Origin of the sequence: Kitasatospora sp. NPDC004615, assembly GCF_042873545.1 — a bacterium.
Lineage (GTDB): Bacteria > Actinomycetota > Actinomycetes > Streptomycetales > Streptomycetaceae > Kitasatospora.
In genome coordinates, this window is sequence record NZ_JBIALQ010000002.1 from 730,375 (window position 1) to 753,155 (window position 22,781).

The following is a 22,781-nucleotide window of genomic DNA, read 5'->3' on the forward strand; positions in this document are numbered from 1 at the left end:
CCTACAGCTTCATCAGGTTGCTGTCGTCGACCGAAGCGGAGTGCCTGGTCCGGAAGATGGAGACGATGATGGCGAGGCCGACCACGACCTCGGCCGCCGCGACCACCATGGTGAAGAACGCGAGGATCTGGCCGTCCAGGTTGCCGTGCAGCCGGGAGAACGTGACCAGCGCCAGGTTCGAGGCGTTCAGCATCAGCTCCACGCACATGAACAGCACGATCGCGTTGCGCCGGATCAGCACGCCGGAGGCGCCGATGGTGAACAGCAGCGCGGCCAGGTACAGGTAGTTGACCGGGTTCACTCCGCCTCCTCCTTGCTCGGGGTCGGCACGGTCTCCAGCGCCTGGCGGGGCCCGGTGACCTTCGGACGGGCGGAGGACGGCCGGCCGAGCCAGTCGGCGGTGCTCTCCTCCAGCTCGGCCATCCGCCGCAGCATCTCCTGGCTGACGTCGCGGATCTGGCCGCGCTCGCGCAGGGTGCTCATCACCGAGTCCTCGGCGACGGTGCCGTCGGGCAGCAGCGCCGGGATGTCCACCGCGTTGTGCCGGGCGTACACGCCGGGGGCGGGCATCGGCGGCACCTGGATGTTGTCCTTGACACGCTGCGCCGCGAGTTGACGCTGCGTCAGGCGGTCGCGAACCTTCTCGCGGTGGGTCAGCACCATCGCGCCGACCGCCGCGGTGATCAGCAGCGCGCCGGTCACCTCGAACGCCCAGACGTACTTGGTGAAGATCAGCTTCGCCAGGCCCTGCACGTTGCCCTCGGCGTTCGCCTCGGACAGGCCGGTGAAGTGCGACAGCTTGGCGTTCGCCAGACCGGCGATCAGCAGCACGCCGAAGCCCACGCCGCAGAGCACCGCGGCGATCCGCTGGCCCTTGAGCTGCTCCTTCAGCGAGTCCGCCGAGGAGACGCCGACCAGCATCACCACGAACAGGAACAGCATCATGATCGCGCCGGTGTAGACCACGATCTGCACCACACCCAGGAACACCGCGCCCTGCGCCAGGTAACAGACCGCCAGCGACAGCATGGTGGCGGCCAGGCAGAGCGCCGAGTGCACCGCCTTCTTCATCAGCAGCATGCCGAGCGCCCCGCCGACCGCGATCACGGCCAGCACCCAGAACTGCACGGCCTCGCCGGTGGAGGTCATGACTGCGCCTCCTTGTCGTGCGCGTGCTTCTCCTGCTGCACGGTGCCCGGCGCGGCACCGGTGATCTCGCCCCGGTAGTAGGCGCCCTCGTCGGCGCCCGGGAAGTACGCGTGCGGCGAGTCGACCATGCCCTCGGTCAGCCCGACCAGCAGCTGCTCCTTGGTGAAGATCAGGTCCTGCCGGCTGTCGTCGGCCAGTTCGTACTCGTTGGTCATGGTGAGTGCCCGGGTCGGGCAGGCCTCGATGCACAGCCCGCACAGGATGCAGCGGGCGTAGTTGATCTGGTAGACCGCGCCGTACCGCTCGCCGGGCGAGTACCGCTCGTCGTCATGGTTGTCGGCGCCCTCGACGTAGATCGCGTCGGCCGGGCAGGCCCAGGCGCACAGCTCGCAGCCGACGCACTTCTCCAGGCCGTCCGGGTGCCGGTTCAGCTGGTGGCGGCCGTGGAAACGCGGGGCGGTGGGCTTCTTGTACTCCGGGTACTGCTCGGTGAGCCGCTTCTTGAACATGGCCTTGAAGGTCACGCCGAAGCCGGCGGCCGGCCCGAGGACCGACTTTTCCGAAGATTCGTCAGACATGGCGGGGCTCAGCTCCCTTCGGAATGGTCGGCCCCGTTGAGGGCGTCCTGGAGTTGCGGGGTCCGGCGACGGCGGCGCGGGACGGGCGGCAGTTGCTGACCGGGCAGCGGCGGCACCGGATAGCCGCCGGCCATCGGGTCGAACGCCGCCGGCGGGGCGGCGGCCGGCGGCTCCGCGGGCTTCTTCCGGATCACGTCCGCCACCAGCGCGATCAGCAGGATCGCCGCCAGCGGGGCGCCCACGTACAGCAGCACCTTGGTGAAGTCGTAGCCCTCGTTGCGCAGCGCCCGCACCGCGGACACCATCACCAGCCACACCAGCGAGACCGGGATGAGCACCTTCCAGCCGAGCTTCATGAACTGGTCGTAGCGCAGCCGGGGCAGCGTGCCGCGCAGCCAGATGAAGAAGAACAGCAGCAGCTGGATCTTCAGCACGATCCACAGCATCGGCCACCAGCCGTGGTTGGCACCCGCCCAGAACGTCGAGATCGGCCACGGGGCCCGCCAGCCGCCGAGGAACAGCGTCGAGGCGACCGCCGAGACGGTGACCATGTTGACGTACTCGGCCAGCATGAACATCGCGAACTTCAGCGAGGAGTACTCGGTGTTGAAACCGCCGACCAGCTCGCCCTCGGCCTCCGGGAGGTCGAACGGGGCCCGGTTGGTCTCGCCGACCATCGCGATGATGTAGACGATGAACGACACCGGCAGCAGCACCGCGAACCAGGTCGGCTGCTGCGAGGAGACGATCTCCGAGGTCGACATCGAGCCCGAGTAGATGAACACCGCCGCGAACGACAGGCCCATCGCGATCTCGTAGCTGATCATCTGGGCGGACGAGCGGATACCGCCGAGCAGCGGGTACGTCGAACCGGACGACCAGCCCGCCAGCACGATGCCGTAGATGCCCACCGAGGCGGTGGCCAGGATGTACAGCAGCGCGATCGGCAGGTCGGTGAGCTGCAGCGGCGTCCGGGTACCGAAGATCGACACCTCGTTGCCCGCCGGGCCGAACGGGATCACCGCGAACGCCATGAACGCGGGGATCGCCGCGACGATCGGCGCCAGGATGTAGACCGCCTTGTCGGCGCCCTTCACCACCAGGTCTTCCTTCAGCGCCAGCTTCACACCGTCGGCCAGCGACTGCAGCAGACCCCACGGGCCATGCCGGTTCGGGCCGATCCGCAGCTGCATCCAGGCGACGACCTTGCGCTCCCAGACGATCGCGATCAGCACCGTCAGCACCAGGAAGGCGAAGCAGAACACCGCCTTCAGCAGCACCAGCCACCACGGGTCGCGGCCGAAGTAGCCCAAAGTGTCGTACGCAGCAGCGAGGTCCGTCATGATTCCTCCGCCGGGGCGATGGTGACCAGGTGGCCGAGCGTGGTGCCGAGCGTGCGGTGCACGCCGCCGCCGGGCGTCGAGTTGAGCGGCAGCCAGACCGTGCGGTCCGGCATCGCCCCGGTGACCTCCAGCGGCAGGGTCAGCGACCCGGCCGGGCCGGAGATCCGCAGCAGCGCGCCGGTGGCGCCGATCTCGGCGGCGGTGGCGGCGGACAGCCGGGCCACCACGGGGTGCCGGGTGCCGGCCAGGTGCTCGTCGCCGTCCTGCAGCGAGCCGTTGTCGAGCAGCATCCGGTGCCCGGCCAGCACGGCCTGCCCGGTGACGGGGCGGGGCAGCGCGGCGGGGTGCGCGGCGGGCTCGGCGGGGCGGTCGCCCTGCCAGGGGGCGAAGCGGTCCAGCTCCAGCCGGGCCACCCGGACGTCGGGCAGGCCGATCGGCCGCCCCAGCGCGTCCGCGACCATCGACAGCACCCGGACGTCCGCGTGCAGGTGGCGTCCCATCAGCTGGTCGGGCTTGATGGCCGGCTCGAACATCCGGACCCGGCCCTCCCAGTCCAGGAAGGTGCCGGCCTTCTCCGCGACGGCCGCGACCGGCAGCACCACGTCGGCGTGCGCCGTCACGGCGGACGGGCGCAGCTCCAGCGAGAGCACGAACCCGGCCTGTTCCAGGGCCTGTTCGGCGAGCGCCGGGTCCGGCAGGTCGTCCAGGCCGACGCCGCCGATCACCAGCGCGTCCAGCTCACCGGCCGCGGCGGCGGCCAGGATCCGGCCGGTGTCGCGGCCGGGCGCGGCGGGCAGTTCGTCGACGCCCCAGTGGGTGGCGGCCTCGGCGCGGGCGGCGGGCACCTCGACGGACCGGCCGCCGGGCAGCAGCCCGGGCAGCGCGCCCGCCTCGACCGCGCCGCGCTCGCCGGCCCGGCGCGGCACCCAGGCGAGCTTCGCCCCGGTGGTCTGCGCCAGGCGCAGCGCGGCGGTCAGGCCGCCGGCGGTCTGGGCGAGCCGTTCGCCGACCAGGATCACCGCGCCCGGGGAGCGCAGCGCGTCGGCGCAGCGTCCCGCGTCGTCGGCGAGCACCTCGTCGCCCGCGAGCGCGCCGAGCCATTCGGCCTCGGTGCCGGGGGCGGCGGGCAGCAGCGCGCCGTGCAGCTTGGCGAGGCCCCGGGTGGCGTGCGAGGCGATCGAGAACACCCGCAGTCCGGTGGCCCGGTTGGCCTTGCGCAGCCGCAGGAAGACGATCGGCGCCTCTTCCTCCGCTTCGAGTCCGGCCAGCAGCACGGCCGGTGCGGCCTCCAGCTCGCGGTACGTCACCCCGCCGCCGTCCACATCCGTCCCGTGCCCGGCGACGACCGCGGCCAGGAACTCGGCCTCCTCGGCGCTGTGCGGGCGGGAACGGAAGTCGACGTCGTTGGTGCCGAGCGCCAGGCGGGCGAACTTGCCCCAGCCGTAGGCGTCCTCGACGGTGACCCGGCCGCCGGCCAGCGCCGCGGCCCGCTTGCCGCGCAGCCCCTCGGCGGCCTCGGCGAGCGCCTCCGACCAGGACACCGCGACGAGTTCGCCGTCACGGCGCACCATCGGCGAGGTGAAACGGTCCCGCTGCTGGGCGTAGCGGAACGCGAACCGGCCCTTGTCGCAGTTCCACTCCTCGTTGACCTCCGGCTCGTTGCCGGCCAGCCGCCGCAGCACCTTGCCGCGCCGGTGGTCGGTGCGCTGCCCGCAGCCCGCCGAGCAGTGCTCGCACACGGACGGGGAGGACACCAGGTCGAACGGGCGGGAGCGGAACCGGTAGGCGGCGGAGGTGAGCGCGCCGACCGGGCAGATCTGGATGGTGTTGCCGGAGAAGTACGAGTCCAGCGGCTGGTCGACGCCGGTGCCGACCTGCTGGAGCGCGCCGCGCTCGACCAGGTCGATGAACGGGTCACCGGCGATCTGCTGCGAGAACCGGGTGCAGCGCGCGCACAGCACGCACCGCTCGCGGTCCAGCAGCACCTGGGTGGAGAGCGGGATCGGCTTCTCGTACGTCCGCTTGACGCCCTCGAACCGGGACTCCGCGTCGCCGTTGGTCATCGCCTGGTTCTGCAGCGGGCACTCGCCGCCCTTGTCGCAGACCGGGCAGTCCAGCGGGTGGTTGATCAGCAGCAGTTCCATCACGCCGCGCTGCGCCTTCTCGGCGACCGGCGAGGACAGCTGGGTGCGCACCACCATGCCCTCGGCGACCGGGATGGTGCAGGAGGCGACCGGCTTGCGCTGCCCCTCGACCTCCACGATGCACTGGCGGCACGCCCCGGCGGGGTCGAGCAGCGGGTGGTCGCAGAAGCGCGGGATCTGGGTGCCGATCTGCTCGGCGGCGCGGATCACCAACGTGCCCTTGGGGACGCTGACTTCGACGCCGTCGATGGTGAGCGTGACCAGCTCGGTCTGGGTGGACGAAGGCTCCGTGACCGTCACGCGTGCACCTCCCTCTCGGTGGCGGACTCGTGGACGGAGGCCCGGTCGGCCCAGACGGTGGAGGCCGCCGGGTCGAACGGGCAGCGGTGCTCGTTGATGTGCTGCTCGTACTCGGCGCGGAAGTGCTCGAGCGAGGAGACGATCGGGCTGGCGGCGCCGTCGCCCAGCGCGCAGAAGGACTTGCCGTTGATGTTGTCGGCGATGTCCAGCAGCTTCTCCAGGTCGCCGGGCACGCCCTGGCCGGCCTCGATCCGCTTCAGCAGCTGGACCAGCCAGTAGGTGCCCTCCCGGCAGGGGGTGCACTTGCCGCAGGACTCGTGGGCGTAGAACTCGGTCCACCGGGTGACGGCCCGCACCACGCAGGTGGTCTCGTCGAACACCTGCAGGGCCTTGGTGCCGAGCATCGAGCCGGCCGCGCCGACGCCCTCGTAGTCGAGCGGGACGTCGAGGTGCTCGTCGGTGAACATCGGGGTGGACGAGCCGCCCGGCGTCCAGAACTTGAGGCGGTGCCCGGTCCGGACGCCGCCGGACATGTCCAGCAGCTGGCGCAGCGTGATGCCCAGCGGGGCCTCGTACTGGCCGGGGTTGGTGACGTGCCCGGACAGCGAGTACAGCGTGAAGCCGGGCGACTTCTCGGTGCCCAGCGACTTGAACCACTCCTTGCCGCGGGCCAGGATCGGCGGCACCGAGGCGATCGACTCGACGTTGTTGACCACCGTCGGGCAGGCGTACAGGCCGGCGATCGCCGGGAACGGCGGGCGCAGCCGGGGCTGGCCGCGGCGGCCCTCCAGCGAGTCCAGCAGTGCGGTCTCCTCGCCGCAGATGTACGCGCCGGCGCCCGCGTGCACGGTGATGTCGAGGTCGATGCCCTCGCCGAGGGCGTCCTTGCCGAGGAACCCGGCCGCGTACGCCTCGGCGACGGCGGCCTGCAGGCGGCGCAGCACCGGGACGACCTCGCCGCGCAGGTAGATGAAGGCGTGGTTGCAGCGGATCGCGTAGGAGGCGATCGCCATGCCCTCGATCAGCGAGTGCGGGTTGGCGAACATCAGCGGGATGTCCTTGCAGGTGCCCGGCTCGGACTCGTCGGCGTTGACCACCAGGTAGTGCGGCTTGCCGTCGTTCTGCGGGATGAACTGCCACTTCATGCCGGTGGGGAAGCCGGCGCCGCCGCGGCCGCGCAGGCCGGAGTCCTTGACCAGGGCGATCACGTCGTCGGGGGCCATCGCCAGGGCGGCCCGCAGGCCGTCGTAGCCGCCGTGCCGGCGGTAGGTTTCGAGCGTCCAGGGGCGGTGGTCGTCCCAGGACGCGGAGAGGACTGGGGAGAGCAGCTTCTCGGCCGGCTCGGCGGAGGTCATCACGCTTCCGTCCCTTCTTGCCGGGGGGAGACCACCTTGGCGCCCGGGGTGCCGGGCAGTGCCTCGCCCTTGGCCAGCCGCAGGCCGGCCAGCGAGGGCGCGCCGCCGGCCCCGGACTCGTCGACCGCGCCCTCGCGTTCGTCGGCGAAACCGGCCAGGATCCGGGAGGTCTCCTTGAACGAGCAGAGCTTCGCGCCGCGGGTCGGCCGGACCTCTTCGCCCGCGCGCAGCCGGTCCACCAGCTCCCGTGCGGATTCCGGTGTCTGGTTGTCGAAGAACTCCCAGTTCACCATCACCACGGGCGCGTAGTCGCAGGCCGCGTTGCACTCGATCCGCTCGATCGAGATCGCGCCGTCCTCGGTGGTGCGGTTGTTCTCGATCTCCAGGTGCTGCTTCAGCTCGTCGAAGATCTGGTCGCCGCCGAGCACCGCGCACAGCGTGTTGGTGCACACCCCGACGTGGTACTCGCCGGCCGGGCGGCGCCGGTACATGGTGTAGAAGGTCGCGACCGCGGTGACCTCGGCGGTGGTGAGGTCCAACTGCTCGGCGCAGAACCGGATTCCGGTCGCCGAGACGAAGCCCTCCTCGGCCTGCACCAGGTGCAGCAGCGGCAGCAGCGCGGAGCGGGAGTGCGGGTAGCGGGCGATCAGTTCGGCCGCGTCGGCGGCCAGTCGCTGCTCGACCTCCGGCGGGTAGGGCTTGGCCGGCAGCGCCGGCAGGCCGAGTTCTGTGCTGCTCACCGGTCCACGCCTCCCATCACCGGGTCGATCCCGGCCACTGCCACGATCACGTCGGCCACCTGGCCGCCCTCGCACATCGCCGCCATCGTCTGCAGGTTGGTGAACGACGGGTCGCGGAAGTGCACCCGGTAGGGCCGGGTGCCGCCGTCGCTGACCACGTGCACGCCGAGCTCGCCCTTGGGCGACTCGACGGCCGCGTACGCCTGCCCGACCGGCACCTTGAAGCCCTCGGTGACCAGCTTGAAGTGGTGGATCAGGGCCTCCATCGAGGTGCCCATGATCTTCCGGATGTGGTCCAGCGAGTTGCCCATGCCGTCGGGGCCGACGGCGAGTTGGGCGGGCCAGGCGATCTTCTTGTCGGCGACCATCACCGGTCCGGGCTTCAGCCGGTCCAGGCACTGCTCGACGATCCGCAGCGACTGCTTCATCTCCTCCAGGCGGATCACGAACCGCCCGTAGGAGTCGCAGCTGTCGGCCGTCGCGACCTCGAACTCGTAGTTCTCGTACCCGCAGTACGGGTCGGTCTTGCGCAGGTCGTGCGGCAGCCCGGTGGAGCGCAGGATCGGGCCGGTGGCGCCGAGCGCCAGGCAGCCGGGCAGGTCGAGGAAGCCGACGTCGACCAGGCGGGCCTTGAACACCGGGTTGTCGGTGGCGAGTTTGTCGTACTCGTGCATCCGGGAGCGGAGCAGCTTGACGCCCTCGCGGATCTTGTCGACCGCGCCGGGCGGCAGGTCCTGCGCCAGCCCGCCCGGGCGGACGTAGGCGTGGTTCATCCGCAGGCCGGTGACCAGCTCGAAGATGTCCAGGACGGTCTCGCGGTCGCGGAAGCCGTAGATCATCAGGGTGGTGGAGCCGATCTCCATGCCACCGGTGGCGAGGGCCACCAGGTGCGAGGAGATCCGGTTCAGCTCCATCATCAACACCCGGATCACAGACGCCCGTTCGGGAATGTCGGCGGTGATCCCGAGGAGCTTCTCCACGGCCAGGCAGTAGGCGGTCTCGTTGTACAGCGAAGTGAGGTAGTCCATCCGCGTCACGAACGTGGTGCCCTGCACCCAGTTGCGGAACTCCATGTTCTTCTCGATGCCGGTGTGCAGGTACCCGATGCCGCAGCGGGCCTCGGTGACCGTCTCGCCGTCGATCTCCAGGATCAGCCGCAGCACGCCGTGGGTGGACGGGTGCTGCGGGCCCATGTTGACGATGATCCGCTCGTCGTCGGCGCCCGCGACGGCCTCGGCGACCTCGCCCCAGTCGCCACCGGTGACGGTGAACACCCGTCCTTCGGTGGTCTCCCTGGAGCCCGCTTCGTACTGTGTGCTGCTCATCAGGTGTACGACCTCCGCTGGTCGGGCGCCGGGATCTGGGCGCCCTTGTACTCGACGGGAATGCCTCCGAGCGGGTAGTCCTTGCGCTGCGGGTGCCCCAGCCAGTCGTCCGGCATCATGATCCGGGTGAGCGCCGGGTGGCCCTCGAAGACCAGGCCGAAGAAGTCGTAGGTCTCCCGCTCGTGCCAGTCGTTGGTCGGGTAGACGCTCACCACGGACGGGATCCGCGGGTCCGCGTCCGGCGCGGTCACCTCGATCCGGATCAGCCGGCCGTGGGTGATCGAACGCAGGTGGTAGACCGCGTGCAGCTCCCGGCCCACCTCGCTCGGGTAGTGCACGCCGCTGACGCCCAGGCACAGTTCGAACCGCAGCGCCGGGTCGTCGCGCAGGATCCGCACCGCCTTCAGCAGGTGCTCGCGGGCGACGTGGAAGGTCAGCTCGCCGCGGTCCACCACGGTCTTCTCGATCACGTCGTCGACGTCGAGGCCCTGCTCCTCCAGCGCGCCCTCGAACTCGTCCGCCACCTCGTCGAAGTAGCCGCCGTACGGCCGCTCGCTCGGGCCGGGCAGCACGATCGCGGCGTTCAGTCCACCGAAACCCGAGGTGTCGCCGGTACCGTGCGCACCGAACATCCCCTGCCGGGTGCCGACCACCTCGACCGGAATCTCCCGCCGCGTCGCCGGAACCTCGGCCTGCTCGCCCTTCTCCTGCTCGCTCATCGCAGCAGCCCCCGCATCTCACTGGTCGGGGTGGCCTGCAGCGCGAGGCGCTCGGCCTCCTCCTCGGCCCGGCGGCGGTTCACGCCGAGCTTCTCGTGCTGGATCTTGTCGTGCAGCTTGAGGATCGCGTCCAGCAGCATCTCCGGACGGGGCGGACAGCCCGGCAGGTAGATGTCCACGGGCACGATGTGGTCGACGCCCTGGACGATCGCGTAGTTGTTGAACATGCCGCCGGAGGAGGCGCACACGCCCATCGAGATGACCCACTTGGGATTCGGCATCTGGTCGTACACCTGGCGCAGCACCGGAGCCATCTTCTGACTCACCCGGCCGGCCACGATCATCAGGTCGGCCTGCCGCGGCGACCCGCGGAACACCTCCATGCCGAACCGGGCCAGGTCGTAACGGCCCGCCCCCGTGGTCATCATCTCGATCGCGCAGCAGGCGAGCCCGAAGGTGGCCGGGAAGACCGAAGCCTTCCGCACCCAACCCGCGGCGGCCTCCACGCTGGTGAGCAGAAAGCCGCTCGGCAGCTTCTCCTCGATACCCATCAGTTCCCTCTCAATGCCTTCGAGTCCGGTGGCTTGTCCGCCCGTTCACAAACACGGGGTCGGGGGTCAGTCCCACTCCAGGCCGCCGCGGCGCCACACATAGGCGTAGGCGACGAACACGGTGGCGATGAACAGGAGCATCTCGACCAGCCCGAAGATCCCCAGGGCGTCGAAGCTGACCGCCCACGGGTAGAGGAAGACGATCTCGATGTCGAAGACGATGAACAGCATCGCCGTCAGGTAGTACTTGATCGGGAACCGACCGCCGCCCACGGGCTGCGGGGTCGGTTCGATGCCGCACTCGTACGCCTCCAACTTGGCCCGGTTGTAGCGCTTCGGGCCGGTGAGCGAGGCCATCACCACGGAGCCGACCGCGAACGCCGCGGCAATGGCACCGAGTACGAGGATCGGCGCGTAGGCATTCATAGCCCCCGCTCCCTCCGTCCAGTCGTCCTTGACTGCAGATCGGAACCACCAGGTCACCAGCGGTGAACCGATGATCCACTTCGTGAGATCCGGCTCCATGTGAGGCAGTTCACAAAGCCAGGTTGGAGCGCATCCTATGCCTGTCTGCTTGTGATCTGCGACACGCAGTTCCCGACGATCTTTGTGATCTTCGCCACCCGACGAACCGCACAGACCGCCACAGGGCACCACTGTTCGACCCAGAGCAGGCACATGGCCACATACAGTCGCAACTCAACGCGAAACAACCGCTGTTCGGCCACGGCCTATATCAATTCTGCGGCGGAACAAGCAAATTTCTGCACGATCACGTTTACGTGATAAAGCCCCTCACCCACCCGATGGACCCCGACCCCCACCCGCTTGACCCTTCATTCACAAGCCCCCGCGACCGCCCGCCCGACGCCGCCCACGACAGGTGACGGGCAACAGATCGGCGGCCGCACCAGGACTCCCGATCGGTTCGCTCGAGAACGGGGGGAAGTCCGGCGCCCAGCAGCGGCCGACCACGAAGTCGGCGCCATTTACCCGGCGTGGAGGAAGCGTTGGCCGGCTACGTCCGAAGTGACACGCTCGATGTCCTGGAGAGGCGGGCGGACCGGAACGACGGCGTCGCTCTCGGCGCAGAGTGTGCGAGCTGCTTCGAAGCAGGGGCCTGGCAACGTTTCCGGAGCGGCCGTACTGGCCGGACGAGGCGTTTCCCCTGGTCGTGTATCGGCCCGAGGTCGTGCGCGTTGACCTGTCGGCCGCTCACCGGTCCCTCGGTGGAACACCTACGAGTTCTGCCTGGAGCTTCGGAAACTCACGAAGCTCCAGGCAGACAAGGTGCCGCGGGCTCGCGCCGGACGGCTCTACGTGGCCTGATGCGGGCCGGCCCGGCCGAACGGAGGGCCGGGCCGGCCCAGGCACTCTCAGGCCCGGGGGGCGACCTTTGCGAGGCCGTTGATGATGCGGTCAGCGGCGTCGCCGCCGGTGGGGTCGGTGAGGTTGGCCAGGAGCTTGAGGACGAACTTCATCAGGACCGGGTGGGTGAGGCCGCGCTCGGCGGCGATGCGCATCACGCGGTCGTTGCCGATCATCTTCACGAACGCGCGGCCGAGGGTGTAGTAGCCGCCGTAGGTGTCCTTGAGGATCTGCGGGTAGCGGGCCAGGGCCCGCTCGCGGCCCTCGGGGGTGATGCGGGCCATGGCCTGGACGATGACGCCGGCGGCGAGCTGGCCGGATTCCATCGCATAGGCGATGCCCTCGCCGTTGAACGGGTTGACCATGCCACCGGCGTCGCCGACCAGCAGCAGGCCCCGGGTGTAGTGCGGCTGGCGGTTGAAGGCCATCGGCAGGGCGGCGCCGCGGATCGGCTCGGTCATGTTCTCCGGCGTGTAGCCCCACTCCTCGGGCATGCCGGCGCACCAGCTCTTCAGCACCTCGCGCCAGTTCAGGTCACCGAACGCCGGCGAGGAGTTGAGGATGCCGAGGCCGACGTTGGAGGTGCCGTCGCCCATGCCGAAGATCCAGCCGTAGCCGGGCAGCAGCTTCTTCTGCCCGCCGCGGGTGTCCCACAGCTCCAGCCAGGATTCCAGGTAGTCGTCGTCATGCCGGGGCGAGGTGAAGTACGTCCGGTAGGCGACGCCCATCGGGCGGGACTCGATCCGGTGCAGGCCCATAGCCAGCGACAGCCGGGTGGAGTTGCCGTCGGCGGCGACCACCAGCGGGGCGTGGAAGGCGACTTCGCGCTTCTCCGGCCCGAGCTTGGCGGTGACGCCGGTGATCCGGCCGGTGCGGTCCTGGATGGGGCCGCTGACGTTGCAGTTCTCGTACAGCCGGGCGCCGGCCTTCTGCGCCTGACGGGCCAGCAGTTCGTCGAAGTCGGCGCGCTTGCGGACCAGTCCGTAGTCGGGGAACGAGGCCAGCTCCGGCCAGTCCAGCTCCAGCCGGACGCCGCCGCCGATGATCCGCAGGCCCTTGTTGGGCAGCCAGCCGTTCTCGGTGGACACGTCGATGCCCATGTCCACCAGCTGCTTGACGGCGCGCGGCGTCAGGCCGTCGCCGCACACCTTCTCGCGCGGGAACTCGGTCTTCTCCAGCAGCAGTACGTCCAGGCCCGCCTGGGCCAGCCAGTACGCGGTGGTGGAGCCGGCCGGACCGGCCCCGACCACGATGACGTCGGCGGTGGACTCCACGGCGGTCTCGGTCATTCGGCTCTCTCCTGAGCGCGTCGGGGTCACGGGGGTCGGGTCCGGACCCTCCGTCGTCGGAAACGGCCCGGAGTGCCGAACCCTCGCAGTCTACGGGGCCTTGAAGCCGCGGTGGAGGGCCACGATGCCGCCGGTCAGGTTGCGCCAGGCCACCTTCGTCCAGCCGGCCTGCTGCAACTCGGCGGCCAGCGAAGGCTGGTCGGGCCAGGACCGGATCGACTCGGCGAGGTAGACGTACGCCTCCGGGTTCGAGGACACCTTGGTGGCCACCGGCGGCAGCGCCCGCATCAGGTACTCGGTGTACACGGTGCGGAACGGCGTCCAGGTCGGCGTGGAGAACTCGCAGATCACCACCTTGCCACCGGGCTTGGTGACCCGGAGCATCTCGCGCATCGCGCCCTGGTGGTCCTGCACGTTGCGCAGCGCGAAGGAGATCGTCACCGCGTCGAACGACTCGTCCGCGAACGGCAGCCGGGTCGCGTCGCCGGCGGTCAGCGCCAGTTCGGGGTGCCGGCTCTTGCCCTCGGTCAGCATCCCGATCGAGAAGTCGCACGGCACGACGTCCGCGCCGGCCTCCAGGAACGGCAGCGAGGACGTCCCGGTGCCCGCACCGAGGTCCAGGATGCGCTGGCCCGCGACGGCCCCCACCGCGTCGGCCACCGCGCGGCGCCACAGCCGGGCCTGGCCCAGCGAGAGCACGTCGTTGGTGCGGTCGTACTTGGCCGCGACGTCGTCGAACATGGCGGCGACATCGTGCGGCTGCTTGTCCAGATGGGCTCGGGTCACGCCCCCATTCTTAACCCAGCCCCCCGGACGACCGTCACCAGGGCTCACCGCAGCGCGCGGCGGCCCCCCTTGCGGCGCCGACGCGACCGCTTCCCGTGCGTCAGCGCGGGCATCCCCTCCGCCGCGAACGCCACCGTGATCCCGGCCGCCCCCGCCTGCCCGTCCGCCGGGTACGCCCGCCTCAGCCGCCGGATCCGCAACACGCACACCAGGCACAGCAGCACCGCCACCGGCACACTCGTCTGCGCCAGCCCGACACCCACCGGCTGCGGATACCGCTTCCCGCACACCCGCACCGCACCCGCGTCGTCCGCCGCCCGCTCCAGACAGATCGGATCGCCGACCTTCGCGCCCTCCGGCAGCCACAGGTCCGCGGCCGTCAGCTTCCGCCCGTCCGCGAGATAACTCACCTGGCTGTACGTCCCGCTGCCACCCGGCAGTTGGGTCACCGTGCCCTCGACCCGCACCGGATGCGCATTGATCCGGTCCGCCTGGTCCGCCTGCCGCCACCCCAGCAGACACATCGTGACGGCCACCACGGCACTCAGCACCGCCCCCACGTACCACCCCCGGCCGGACCTGGTCCGCGAATAATCGGAGGTGGCGGGTCGCATGCGTCCTGTTCCTGACTCGGCGAAGTACTGAATCGGGATCGTAGCCGCTGGTAGGCCGTCAGGTCACGATGCGTCAGGATTTGGGGTCAACGACCAGGGGCTCGGGGAACGGCGAGGGCGAGTCCGCGGAGGATCGACAGGGCGCGAAGAGGTCCCGTCGTTTCTGGTCCCCGCCTTTGACCCGCCGCAGCCACGACCCCCCGCTGTCTCCGACCACCCGCAGCCCGGCCCCGCCGTTCCCCGGGCCCCTGAAACGCTTCACCGCCTGCGATAGAGCAGCCGCCCGCCGAGGACCGTCGCCAAGCAGCTCGCCCCGGTCTCCAGCTCCTCCAGCGTCCGGGCGTCGAACACCGCGAAGTCCGCCGGCCCGCCGACCGTCAACGGCCGATGCGCCGCCGCCGCGAGAGGCCGACCGTCCAACGGCGAGAGCGGCCCCGGCGCGCCATCACCCGCCACCACGTGAAACCCGGACCGCGCCACCGCGGTCCGCACCGACGCCCGGTCGAACGGGCCCGTCACGGCCGTCGCGCCGAACCCGAGCATCCGCTGGAGGCCCCGGCGGGCGCTCCCGCCCCACCGTTCCTCGCTCAACTCGCCGGACGGCAGCAGCGGCTGGTCCCCCAACTCCTCGCGCGGGTCCGGGTGGTAGGCGCTCTCCAGCAGCCACCGCCCGTGCCGGTTGACCAGCCCGGGCACCAGCACGCCGTCCCAGTCACGTACCCTGGCCGACCCGGAGGCCAGCTCGGCGAACGGCCCGATCGCGGCGACGGTCGTCCCGTCGACCAGCACCGCCCCGTCCACGATCGACGGGGCGGCAGGGTCGGCCACGACCTCGCGGGCGCGATGGAGCGTCAGCACGGGACAGTGGTCAGTTCGTGGCCAGGATGGTCAGTTCGGGGTGCGCGGTGCCGCCCTCGATCGCGGTGGAGGCGATGTGCGAGGCGACTCGCGGGTCCACCGGGTCGTTGGCGGGGTCGTCCAGGACGCGCAGGTGCTGGTACGTGGTGGAGCGCTGGGCGGGGACGCGGCCGGCCGTGCGGATCAGGTGGATCAGCTCGTGCAGGTTGGAGCGGTGCTTGGCGCCGGCCGCGGAGACCACGTTCTCCTCGAGCATGACCGAGCCGAGGTCGTCCGCGCCGTAGTGCAGCGACAGCTGGCCGGCCTCCTTGCCGGTGGTCAGCCAGGAGCCCTGGATGTGGGCGACGTTGTCGAGGAACAGGCGGGCGATGGCGATCATCCGCAGGTACTCGAACACCGTGGCCTGGGTGGAGCCCTTCAGGTGGTTGTTCTGCGGCTGGTAGGTGTAGGGGATGAAGGCCCGGAAGCCGCCGGTGCGGTCCTGCACGTCGCGGATCATCCGCAGGTGCTCGATCCGCTCGGCGTTGGTCTCGCCGGTGCCCATCAGCATGGTGGAGGTGGATTCGACGCCGAGGCGGTGCGCGGTCTCCATGATTTCCAGCCAGCGCTCGCCGGACTCCTTCAGCGGGGCGATCGCCTTGCGCGGCCGCTCCGGCAGCAGCTCGGCGCCGGCGCCCGCGAACGAGTCCAGGCCGGCGGCGTGGATCCGGGTGATCGCCTCTTCGATGGAGACGCCGGAGATCTTCGCCATGTGCTCGACCTCGGAGGCGCCCAGCGAGTGGATCACCAGCTCGGGGAAGCGCTCCTTGATCGCGGAGAAGTTCCGCTCGTAGTACTCGACCCCGTAGTCGGGGTGGTGCCCGCCCTGGAACATGATCTGGGTGCCGCCGAGCTCGACGGTCTCCGCGCAGCGGCGCAGGATCTCCTCGAGGTCCCGCGACCAGCCCTTGTCGCTCTTCGGCGGGACGTAGAACGCGCAGAACTTGCACGCCGTCACGCAGACGTTGGTGTAGTTGATGTTCCGCTCGATGATGTACGTGGCGATGTGCTCCACGCCCGCGTACCGCCGCCGGCGCACCGCGTCGGCTGCCGCGCCGAGCGCGTGCAGCGGGGCCGAACGGTACAGCTCCAGCGCCTCTTCGGCGGTGATCCGGCCGCCCTCGGCCGCACGGTCCAGAACGGCCTGCAGCTGGGCGGCGGAAAGGTTCTGCTCGGACACCTGGCGGGCCTGCTTTCATCGTCGGAGGGGCGTCCCGCCCAGACTACGCCAGGGCATTTCCGCCCCTGCTCAGCCCTACTGCTGCTTCAGCAAGTCCCCTTCCGGGTCGGTGCCGAGCTGCGCCCCGGTGACCGACACGTGCAGGCCCGCACCGTTGTCCAGGACGGTGTACGTCTGCGTCTCGGACACCACGCCGCACCCGGACTGCGGACCGTCCAGCCGTTCCCGCAGGGTGATCGTCCGGGCGTCGGCCGACACCAGGGTCAGCACGCCGCGGCAGACGGTGCTGCTGAACGCCGAGGCGTTGCTGGTCCGTCCGACGTCCTCGCCGACCTTCCCGGCGGTGAAGGTGGCCGTGAACGTGGACGGCAGCGCGACCACCTTGGTGGTGATGGTGCCCTTCCAGGTGCCGAGGAACGCGCCGGGAAGCGCTTTCCCGCTGCTTGCCGGACCGGAACTGCCGCCGGACGGGCTGCTACCGGCCGCGCCCAGCGGAGGAACCGGCGCGGCAGGAGACTGCGTGGCGCCCGGCGTCCCGGACTGCCAGGGCAGGTTCCCGGTCGCGGCCAGCCCGCCGTACAGCGCGCCCAGCAGCACCACCCCGGCCGCCACCGCCATCCACACCCGGCTCCGCCGCCCGCGTTCCAGCTGTTCCGTCACCGCGCCCGGGGCGACCCGCGCCGCTCCGCCGTCCAGCGCGGTGGGCACCCGGTCCACGACGGCGGGCGTCGCCGGGCCGGCAAAGCCAGGCGCGCTGTCGGCCTCCAGGTCGAGCAGCTCGACGGCGGCGCGGCCGACCGCGGCGGCCAGTGGGCCGGGCAGCCAGGTCTCGGGGCCGACGGCGGCGGCGCCGGGGGCGAGCCGGGCGCGCAGTTCGGCGGGGGTGGGGCGGCGGTCCGGGTCCTTGGCCAGGCACTCCGTCACGATCTCGCGCAGCTCACCGTCCAGGCCGCGCAGTTCCGGTTCCTCGTGGAGCACCCGGTAGAGCAGGACGGCGGCGCTGACGCCCTCGCCGAACGGGGCGGTGCCGGTGGCGGCGAAGGCGAGCAGGGCGCCCAGCGAGAAGACGTCGCCGGCCGGTCCGACCGGCGAACCGGCGGCCTGCTCGGGCGACATGAAGCCGGGCGAGCCGACCACGTACCCGCTGTGGGTGAGCGAGGCAGCGGCGTCCAGCGCCCGGGCCACCCCGAAGTCGATCAGCCGGGGACCGTCCAGGGTGAGCAGCACGTTGGACGGTTTGACGTCCCGGTGCACCAGGCCGAGCGTGTGCACCTGGTCCAGGGCCTCGGCCAGCCAGGCGCCGAGGGCGTGCACGGAGGGGGCGGGCAGCGGTCCGCCGGTGTGCACGGCGGCGCCGAGCGAGGGGCCGGCGATGTAGCCGGTGGCCACCCAGGGGCGGGGGCCTTCGGTGTCGGCGTCCAGGACGGGCGCGGTCCACCGGCCGCCGACCTTGCGGGCGGCGGACACCTCCTGGCGGAACCTGGCCCGGAACTCCGGGTCGTCGGCGAGTTCGGGGCGGACGGCCTTGACGGCGACGGTCCGCCCGCCCGCCGTCCGGCCCAGGTAGACCCGCCCCATGCCGCCGGCGCCGAGCCGCCGCAGCAGCCGGTAGTCGCCGATCGTCGACGGGTCGTCAGCCGTCAGCAGCTCCATGACCGTTCCCCCTCCGGCACCGGCCGCCGCCCCTCGACCGCCCGCGAAACCCACCAGGACCGGTCCGATCATCCCAAAATGATCGGAGGTCCGGTGCATCAATTCTCAGGCAGGAACGGCCGCTTCGGCCCCGGCCGGCTCCAGCAGCCGGATCTCCACGTCCGGCGCGAAGCCGCTGTCGTGCGCGACCCGGCGGGCGAACTCGGCCAGACCGGCCAACTGGCGCTCGCCCAGCGAGAAGTCCAGCGCCTCGCTGAAGTACCGCTCCAGCAGCGGCGCGTCGAACTCCTCCCAGCGGGCGGCCTGTTCGGCGACCTTGGCGGCCTCGGTCAGCGAGAGGTCGCGGGACTCCAGGAACGCCCGGTGCACGGCGGCGGTCAGCTCCGGGTTCCGCTCGACGTACTCGCGGCGGGCGGCCCAGACCGCGAACACGAAGGGCAGTCCGGTCCACTCCTTCCACATCGCGCCGAGGTCGTGCACGGCCAGCCCCTGCCGGGGGGCCTGCTCCAGCGAGGCGCGCAGCGCGGGGTCGCCGATCAGCACGGCGGCGTCGGCCTCGGCGAGCATCGCGTCCAGATCGGGCGGGCAGCTGAAGTACTCGGGGCGCACCCCTTCGCGCTCCTCCAGCAGCAGCCGGGCCAGCCGGACGGAGGTGCGGCTGGTCGAGCCGAGCGCGACCTTGCGGCCACCCAGTTGGTCCAGCGGGACCTTGCTGACGATCACGCAGGACATCACCGGGCCGTCGCTGCCCACCGCAATGTCGGGGAGGACCACCAGCCGGTCGGCGTTGCGCAGGTACTCCACGCAGGTGATCGGGCCGAGGTCGAGTTCACCGGCCACCAGCCGGTCGCTCAGCTTCTCCGGGGTGTCCTTGGTGAGGTCGAGGTCGAGCAGGTTCCCCGTGCGCGCCAGCCCCCAGTAGAGGGGAAGACAGTTGAGGAACTGAATGTGTCCGACCCGCGGCCTGACCGCGGCCGCCGGCCGTTCGGCTTCCCGACTGCTCACCGTGTACTCCCTTGCCGTTGGTGCTCTCCGGGCAGCGTATGCCTGCCGCTCCGGGGGGCTCGCACCCGGTGCCCGACACACCGTTCGGGGGCGCTCCGACATGCTCTCCGACACGCTCTCCGACACCTCCGTCGGCCCCTGGTCGGGGCCGCCACCGCGTGCTACCGTTCACACCAGTTGCAGTTTGATTCCCCTTGCAGTACTTGGAGCCTGCGGAGCATGTAACCGCAGGCTTTTTGTAATTTTTCAGCAGCATCAGGCATCAATTGAGCATTGATTGAGCACTGTGCGAAAAAACTCCGGGCTCGTCCGGAGGCAGGGCGATCAGCGCAGCGGACCCGGGCGCCACAAGGTGTGGTGTCCACTACGTCCCTTGCAAGGAGAACGGTATGGCGACCGGAACCGTCAAGTGGTTCAACGCCGAGAAGGGCTTCGGCTTCATCGCCCAGGAGGGCGGCGGCCCCGACGTCTTCGTCCACTACTCCGCCATCAACGCGAGCGGCTTCCGCTCGCTGGAGGAGAACCAGGCGGTCAGCTTCGACGTCACCCAGGGCCCGAAGGGCCCGCAGGCCGAGAACGTCGTCGCTATCTGACATCTCTGCACTTCTGATCGCTCACGGCCCCTCGGGTCCGTATGAGTTGAAGTCCCCAAGGGGGCCCGCCCATCGGCGGGCCCCCTGCCTTTTCCGCCCGAATTTCCCCTCCCGACACATTCCGTCCGCATTCCGGACGCATTTCCGATAAACCTCCGGCCCCACCGCCGAAGCGGCCCCGACCCCGCTATCCGGGCCGCGGCCCGACGGGGGGATCATCGAGGCATGCACCGCCTCCGATCCGCCCACCGCACCCTCGACCGCACGCTGCGCCGGATCGGTATCGACACCTATCTCCTGCTGCTGCTCGGCACCGTCCTGCTGGCCACCGTGCTGCCCGCCCGGGGCGCCGCCGCGAGTGCCGTCACCGGCGGTGTGCACCTCGCCGTCGGCCTGCTGTTCTTCCTGTACGGCGCCCGGCTCTCCCCGCAGGAGGCGCTGGCCGGTGCCCGGCACTGGCGGCTGCACCTGCTGATCCTCGGCTGCACCTTCGTACTGTTCCCGCTGCTCGGCGAGGCCACCCGGCTGCTGCCCGACGCGGTGCTGCCGCCGGAGCTGTTCACCGGCGTCCTGTTCCTCACCCTGCTGCCGTCCACCGTGCAGTCCTCGATCGCGTTCACCTCGATCGCCGGCGGCAACGTGGCCGCCGCGATCTGCGCCGCGACCTTCTCCAGCCTGCTGGGCATCGTGCTGACCCCGCTGCTCGCCGCCTGGCTGCTCTCCGGCGCGTCCGGCGTCTCGGTGGACGGCGGCCAGGTGCTGGACGTGGTGCTGCAGTTGCTGGTCCCGTTCGCCGCCGGTCAGCTGCTGCGCCGCTGGGTCGGGCCGTGGATCGCCCGGCACCGGCTGGTGACCCGGCTGGTGGACCGGGGTTCGATCCTGCTGATCGTCTACAGCGCGTTCGGCGAGGGCGTCCGCGAGGGCATCTGGAGCCGGGTCACGGTCGGGCAGTTGCTGGCTCTCGTGGTGCTGTCCTCGGTGCTGCTGGCCACCGTCCTCGGCTTCACCCACGTGGCCTCCCGGCGGCTCGGCTTCTCCCGCCCGGACCGGATCACCATCCAGTTCTGCGGCTCCAAGAAGTCCCTGGCCAACGGCCTGCCGCTGGCCACCATCCTGTTCCCCGCGGGCGCGGTCGGGCTGACGGTGCTGCCGCTGATGCTGTTCCACCAGATCCAGCTGATGGTCTGCACCGTCCTCGCCCAGCGCTGGGCGAGGAATGCCCCTGACGGGGCATCAGCTACTACGCTGCCCGGGTGACCTCACTGCCGGACACCCCGCAGACCCGGGTCGGCTCCGCCGAGCGCGACGCCACCACCGAACGCCTCCAGCAGGCGTACGCCGAAGAACGGATCACCCACGAGGAGATGGAGCAGCGCCTGCAGCAGGCGCTCACCGCCACCACCCGGGCCGAACTCGACCTGGTCACCGCCGATCTGCCCGCGGACCGGCCGGTCGGGGACACCGCCACCATCGCCACCGGCGGCGGCCGGATCGTCCGCCGCGGCGCCTGGCGGGTGCCCCGCGTCCTGAAGGTCGCCTCCCCGTTCGGCAAGGTCCGGCTCGACCTGTCGCACGCGATCATCGACCACCCGGTGGTCGACATCGAGCTCGGCCTGGGCTTCGGCCGCGCCACCATCACCGTCCCGCACAACGCCACCGTCGACGTGTCCGGCGTCCAGGGCGGCTGGAAGGACGTCCGCTACCGGCCACCCCGGCACGCCGTCCCGGGCGGCCCGCTCATCCGGATCACGGGCACCCCCGGCTTCGGCCGCCTGCGCGTCCGGCACGCCCGCGGCCGCTGACCTGCGCGGCCGGCCGCTCCGAAGCCGGCCGTTCAGAGCCAGCCGCGTTGCGCCGCCTTGATGCCCGCCTCGAACCGGCTGGCCGCGCTCAGCCGCTCCATGATCGACGCCATGTGCCGGCCGACGGTGCGCGAGGAGATGCCCAGCCGCTGCCCGGCGGTGTCGTCGGTGAGCCCGGTGCCGAGCAGCCGCAGCAACTCCCGCTCGGTGGGGGTGAGTCCGGTGGCGGGGTCGTCGGGGGTGGCGGCGCCGAGCGGGACGGCGGTGTTCCAGGCCTGCTCGCAGAGGTCCGCCAGGGCGCGCAGGATGCCGGGCTCGGTGACGTGCAGCGCGCCCTTGCGGTTGTCGTCCGGGTCGATCGGGACGAGCGCCTCCCGCCGGTCCACCAGCACGATCCGCTGCGGGATGACGGGTGCGGTGCGGACCTCGCCGCCGCGGCTGAGCAACCAGTGCGCGTATCCGGACACGTGCGGCTGGCTGCGGGTGGAGTCCTGATAGAGCGTCCGGACGGCCACCCCGCGGTCGAGCACCTCGGCATCGGCGGGCCGGGACGCGTCGAGGTCCTCCGCGAACTGCTGGCCCGGCTGGCTGCTCAGCACCTCGACGGCGGCGGCGCGCCCCATCCGCTCCAGCCGACGGTGGATGGCGTCCATGCCGGTGAGCCGCTCGCCGTGCGCGGCGTGGTGCTCGGCGCGGTCGGCGACCATGCGGGTGACGGCGGCCCGGGAGGCGGCCAGCGCGGCCTGCCGGGAGGCGAGTTCGGCCTCCTGCCGGGCCAGCATGTCGGCCAGGCCGATCGACGGGTCGACCGCGCGCATCCGGCCCGGCTGCTCGGCGGAGGCGCGAACCAGCATCAGCGCGCCGAGCTCGTCCAGGCTGTCGTGGACGTCTCCGGGTGCCAGGCCGCAACGCACCGCCACGTCGGTCACCGAATCGGCCGGGTGGTCGAGCATGGCCTGATAGACCCGACCGGCACGGGCCGACAGTCCGAGTGCTTCCAGCATGAGTACCCCCTCCAGGTGGCGGATGTGCAAGCCTCGTGAGCTCCCCCACACGAAGCGTCACGGAATCCTCTCAGCACAGAGAATCGCTCACAAGATCGAATATGTGGCATTGCTGGGCTCTCGCACCGGATGCCGGAAGGATCCTGCGTGTGCGGCACATCACCGTTGCGGCCGATATGGCCGCATTGCGGGGAGATTATTGACATGGACATGTTGCCGTGTCCGAAGTCGGACAGGCGGATTGGGGACGGCCCGGAAGCCTTCTCGACGGGTGGCCGGGCGACGAGAGTAGTCATTGCCGCCAGGGAGAACCGGCCGGGCGGCGAACCGGAGAGCGCGTCAACCGCGGGACGCCTCCACGGGAACGACCAACCCCTTTGCCGAAA

General features: G+C 71.0%; 22 protein-coding genes. 3 read left to right on the top strand and 19 right to left on the bottom strand.

Going from position 1 to position 22,781, the window contains the following annotated elements; translation table 11 throughout:
• Nucleotide 1: 1 nt before the first annotated feature.
• The 18 genes from nuoK to ACFYS8_RS10235 all read right to left on the bottom strand — a co-directional run bounded on the left by nuoK (nucleotide 2) and on the right by ACFYS8_RS10235 (nucleotide 18,996).
• A complete protein-coding gene (gene nuoK, locus ACFYS8_RS10150) occupies nucleotides 2-301 on the bottom strand; it encodes an NADH-quinone oxidoreductase subunit NuoK (protein ID WP_043915678.1) in 300 nt (99 codons plus the stop codon).
• Complete coding sequence (locus ACFYS8_RS10155) at nucleotides 298-1,149, bottom strand: NADH-quinone oxidoreductase subunit J (protein WP_387638406.1); 852 nt, start codon at nucleotides 1,147-1,149, stop codon at nucleotides 298-300. The genes nuoK and ACFYS8_RS10155 overlap by 4 nt, the downstream gene beginning before the upstream one ends.
• Nucleotides 1,146-1,727, bottom strand: a complete 582-nt coding sequence (gene nuoI / locus ACFYS8_RS10160; RefSeq protein ID WP_387638409.1) for an NADH-quinone oxidoreductase subunit NuoI — start codon at nucleotides 1,725-1,727, stop codon at nucleotides 1,146-1,148. Before nuoI ends, ACFYS8_RS10155 begins: the two co-directional genes overlap by 4 nt.
• A gap of 8 nt (nucleotides 1,728-1,735) precedes the next feature.
• Nucleotides 1,736-3,070: an NADH-quinone oxidoreductase subunit NuoH gene (gene nuoH, locus ACFYS8_RS10165; RefSeq protein ID WP_387638411.1), complete on the bottom strand. Its 1,335-nt coding sequence runs from the start codon at nucleotides 3,068-3,070 to the stop codon at nucleotides 1,736-1,738.
• The gene (locus ACFYS8_RS10170; protein ID WP_387638413.1) at nucleotides 3,067-5,514 is read right to left on the bottom strand and encodes an NADH-quinone oxidoreductase subunit G; all 2,448 of its coding nucleotides are present in this window, start codon (nucleotides 5,512-5,514) and stop codon (nucleotides 3,067-3,069) included. Before ACFYS8_RS10170 ends, nuoH begins: the two co-directional genes overlap by 4 nt.
• The gene (gene nuoF, locus ACFYS8_RS10175) at nucleotides 5,511-6,869 is read right to left on the bottom strand and encodes an NADH-quinone oxidoreductase subunit NuoF (RefSeq protein WP_387638415.1); all 1,359 of its coding nucleotides are present in this window, start codon (nucleotides 6,867-6,869) and stop codon (nucleotides 5,511-5,513) included. Before nuoF ends, ACFYS8_RS10170 begins: the two co-directional genes overlap by 4 nt.
• Nucleotides 6,869-7,588: an NADH-quinone oxidoreductase subunit NuoE gene (gene nuoE, locus ACFYS8_RS10180; protein WP_387638887.1), complete on the bottom strand. Its 720-nt coding sequence runs from the start codon at nucleotides 7,586-7,588 to the stop codon at nucleotides 6,869-6,871. Before nuoE ends, nuoF begins: the two co-directional genes overlap by 1 nt.
• A 17-nt stretch (nucleotides 7,589-7,605) precedes the next feature.
• Nucleotides 7,606-8,934 (bottom strand): NADH-quinone oxidoreductase subunit D, encoded by a 1,329-nt coding sequence (locus ACFYS8_RS10185; protein WP_387638418.1) that lies wholly within the window; start codon nucleotides 8,932-8,934, stop codon nucleotides 7,606-7,608.
• The gene (locus tag ACFYS8_RS10190; protein ID WP_387638421.1) at nucleotides 8,934-9,653 is read right to left on the bottom strand and encodes an NADH-quinone oxidoreductase subunit C; all 720 of its coding nucleotides are present in this window, start codon (nucleotides 9,651-9,653) and stop codon (nucleotides 8,934-8,936) included. The genes ACFYS8_RS10185 and ACFYS8_RS10190 overlap by 1 nt, the downstream gene beginning before the upstream one ends.
• Nucleotides 9,650-10,204: an NADH-quinone oxidoreductase subunit B family protein gene (locus ACFYS8_RS10195; protein WP_035865125.1), complete on the bottom strand. Its 555-nt coding sequence runs from the start codon at nucleotides 10,202-10,204 to the stop codon at nucleotides 9,650-9,652. The genes ACFYS8_RS10190 and ACFYS8_RS10195 overlap by 4 nt, the downstream gene beginning before the upstream one ends.
• 66 nt (nucleotides 10,205-10,270) lie before the next feature.
• Nucleotides 10,271-10,630, bottom strand: coding sequence for an NADH-quinone oxidoreductase subunit A (locus ACFYS8_RS10200; RefSeq protein ID WP_014137597.1), 360 nt, complete (start codon nucleotides 10,628-10,630; stop codon nucleotides 10,271-10,273).
• Between the two features lie 950 nt (nucleotides 10,631-11,580).
• Nucleotides 11,581-12,861, bottom strand: coding sequence for a geranylgeranyl reductase family protein (locus ACFYS8_RS10205; RefSeq protein WP_100587508.1), 1,281 nt, complete (start codon nucleotides 12,859-12,861; stop codon nucleotides 11,581-11,583).
• A 90-nt stretch (nucleotides 12,862-12,951) separates the two neighbouring features.
• Nucleotides 12,952-13,647 (bottom strand): demethylmenaquinone methyltransferase, encoded by a 696-nt coding sequence (locus tag ACFYS8_RS10210; RefSeq protein ID WP_387638426.1) that lies wholly within the window; start codon nucleotides 13,645-13,647, stop codon nucleotides 12,952-12,954.
• Between the two features lie 44 nt (nucleotides 13,648-13,691).
• Entirely contained in the window at nucleotides 13,692-14,261 is a 570-nt protein-coding gene (locus ACFYS8_RS10215; RefSeq protein WP_387638428.1) for a hypothetical protein, read from the bottom strand.
• A 258-nt stretch (nucleotides 14,262-14,519) separates the two neighbouring features.
• Nucleotides 14,520-15,119, bottom strand: a complete 600-nt coding sequence (locus ACFYS8_RS10220) for a hypothetical protein (protein ID WP_387638431.1) — start codon at nucleotides 15,117-15,119, stop codon at nucleotides 14,520-14,522.
• A 10-nt stretch (nucleotides 15,120-15,129) separates the two neighbouring features.
• On the bottom strand, nucleotides 15,130-16,338 hold the full coding sequence (mqnC, locus tag ACFYS8_RS10225; protein WP_387638433.1) for a cyclic dehypoxanthinyl futalosine synthase: 1,209 nt from the start codon (nucleotides 16,336-16,338) through the stop codon (nucleotides 15,130-15,132).
• 75 nt (nucleotides 16,339-16,413) lie between these two features.
• Nucleotides 16,414-17,991: a protein kinase gene (locus ACFYS8_RS10230; RefSeq protein WP_387638436.1), complete on the bottom strand. Its 1,578-nt coding sequence runs from the start codon at nucleotides 17,989-17,991 to the stop codon at nucleotides 16,414-16,416.
• Between the two features lie 105 nt (nucleotides 17,992-18,096).
• Nucleotides 18,097-18,996: a menaquinone biosynthetic enzyme MqnA/MqnD family protein gene (locus ACFYS8_RS10235; protein WP_387638438.1), complete on the bottom strand. Its 900-nt coding sequence runs from the start codon at nucleotides 18,994-18,996 to the stop codon at nucleotides 18,097-18,099.
• Between the two features lie 389 nt (nucleotides 18,997-19,385).
• Here ACFYS8_RS10235 and ACFYS8_RS10240 point away from each other — a divergent pair, with 389 nt between their 5' ends.
• The 3 genes from ACFYS8_RS10240 to ACFYS8_RS10250 all read left to right on the top strand — a co-directional run bounded on the left by ACFYS8_RS10240 (nucleotide 19,386) and on the right by ACFYS8_RS10250 (nucleotide 21,391).
• The gene (locus tag ACFYS8_RS10240) at nucleotides 19,386-19,589 is read left to right on the top strand and encodes a cold-shock protein (protein ID WP_031063656.1); all 204 of its coding nucleotides are present in this window, start codon (nucleotides 19,386-19,388) and stop codon (nucleotides 19,587-19,589) included.
• A gap of 225 nt (nucleotides 19,590-19,814) precedes the next feature.
• Nucleotides 19,815-20,846, top strand: a complete 1,032-nt coding sequence (locus ACFYS8_RS10245) for a bile acid:sodium symporter family protein (RefSeq protein WP_387638440.1) — start codon at nucleotides 19,815-19,817, stop codon at nucleotides 20,844-20,846.
• On the top strand, nucleotides 20,843-21,391 hold the full coding sequence (locus ACFYS8_RS10250) for a DUF1707 domain-containing protein (RefSeq protein ID WP_387638443.1): 549 nt from the start codon (nucleotides 20,843-20,845) through the stop codon (nucleotides 21,389-21,391). The genes ACFYS8_RS10245 and ACFYS8_RS10250 overlap by 4 nt, the downstream gene beginning before the upstream one ends.
• A gap of 32 nt (nucleotides 21,392-21,423) precedes the next feature.
• Here ACFYS8_RS10250 and ACFYS8_RS10255 read toward each other — a convergent pair whose 3' ends face one another.
• Nucleotides 21,424-22,395, bottom strand: a complete 972-nt coding sequence (locus ACFYS8_RS10255) for a LuxR C-terminal-related transcriptional regulator (protein ID WP_387638446.1) — start codon at nucleotides 22,393-22,395, stop codon at nucleotides 21,424-21,426.
• Nucleotides 22,396-22,781 lie beyond the last annotated feature (386 nt).

What these genes read in the sequence shown, in the direction of transcription:
- ACFYS8_RS10155 (WP_387638406.1), bottom strand. Translation starts at nt 1,149, where the DNA reads ATGACCTCCACCGGCGAGGCCGTGCAGTTCTGGGTGCTGGCCGTGATC.
- nuoI (WP_387638409.1), bottom strand. Translation starts at nt 1,727, where the DNA reads ATGTCTGACGAATCTTCGGAAAAGTCGGTCCTCGGGCCGGCCGCCGGC.
- nuoH (WP_387638411.1), bottom strand. Translation starts at nt 3,070, where the DNA reads ATGACGGACCTCGCTGCTGCGTACGACACTTTGGGCTACTTCGGCCGC.
- nuoF (WP_387638415.1), bottom strand. Translation starts at nt 6,869, where the DNA reads ATGACCTCCGCCGAGCCGGCCGAGAAGCTGCTCTCCCCAGTCCTCTCC.
- ACFYS8_RS10185 (WP_387638418.1), bottom strand. Translation starts at nt 8,934, where the DNA reads ATGAGCAGCACACAGTACGAAGCGGGCTCCAGGGAGACCACCGAAGGA.
- ACFYS8_RS10190 (WP_387638421.1), bottom strand. Translation starts at nt 9,653, where the DNA reads ATGAGCGAGCAGGAGAAGGGCGAGCAGGCCGAGGTTCCGGCGACGCGG.
- ACFYS8_RS10195 (WP_035865125.1), bottom strand. Translation starts at nt 10,204, where the DNA reads ATGGGTATCGAGGAGAAGCTGCCGAGCGGCTTTCTGCTCACCAGCGTG.
- ACFYS8_RS10200 (WP_014137597.1), bottom strand. Translation starts at nt 10,630, where the DNA reads ATGAATGCCTACGCGCCGATCCTCGTACTCGGTGCCATTGCCGCGGCG.
- ACFYS8_RS10205 (WP_100587508.1), bottom strand. Translation starts at nt 12,861, where the DNA reads ATGACCGAGACCGCCGTGGAGTCCACCGCCGACGTCATCGTGGTCGGG.
- ACFYS8_RS10215 (WP_387638428.1), bottom strand. Translation starts at nt 14,261, where the DNA reads ATGCGACCCGCCACCTCCGATTATTCGCGGACCAGGTCCGGCCGGGGG.
- ACFYS8_RS10230 (WP_387638436.1), bottom strand. Translation starts at nt 17,991, where the DNA reads ATGGAGCTGCTGACGGCTGACGACCCGTCGACGATCGGCGACTACCGG.
- ACFYS8_RS10240 (WP_031063656.1), top strand. Translation starts at nt 19,386, where the DNA reads ATGGCGACCGGAACCGTCAAGTGGTTCAACGCCGAGAAGGGCTTCGGC.
- ACFYS8_RS10245 (WP_387638440.1), top strand. Translation starts at nt 19,815, where the DNA reads ATGCACCGCCTCCGATCCGCCCACCGCACCCTCGACCGCACGCTGCGC.
- ACFYS8_RS10255 (WP_387638446.1), bottom strand. Translation starts at nt 22,395, where the DNA reads ATGCTGGAAGCACTCGGACTGTCGGCCCGTGCCGGTCGGGTCTATCAG.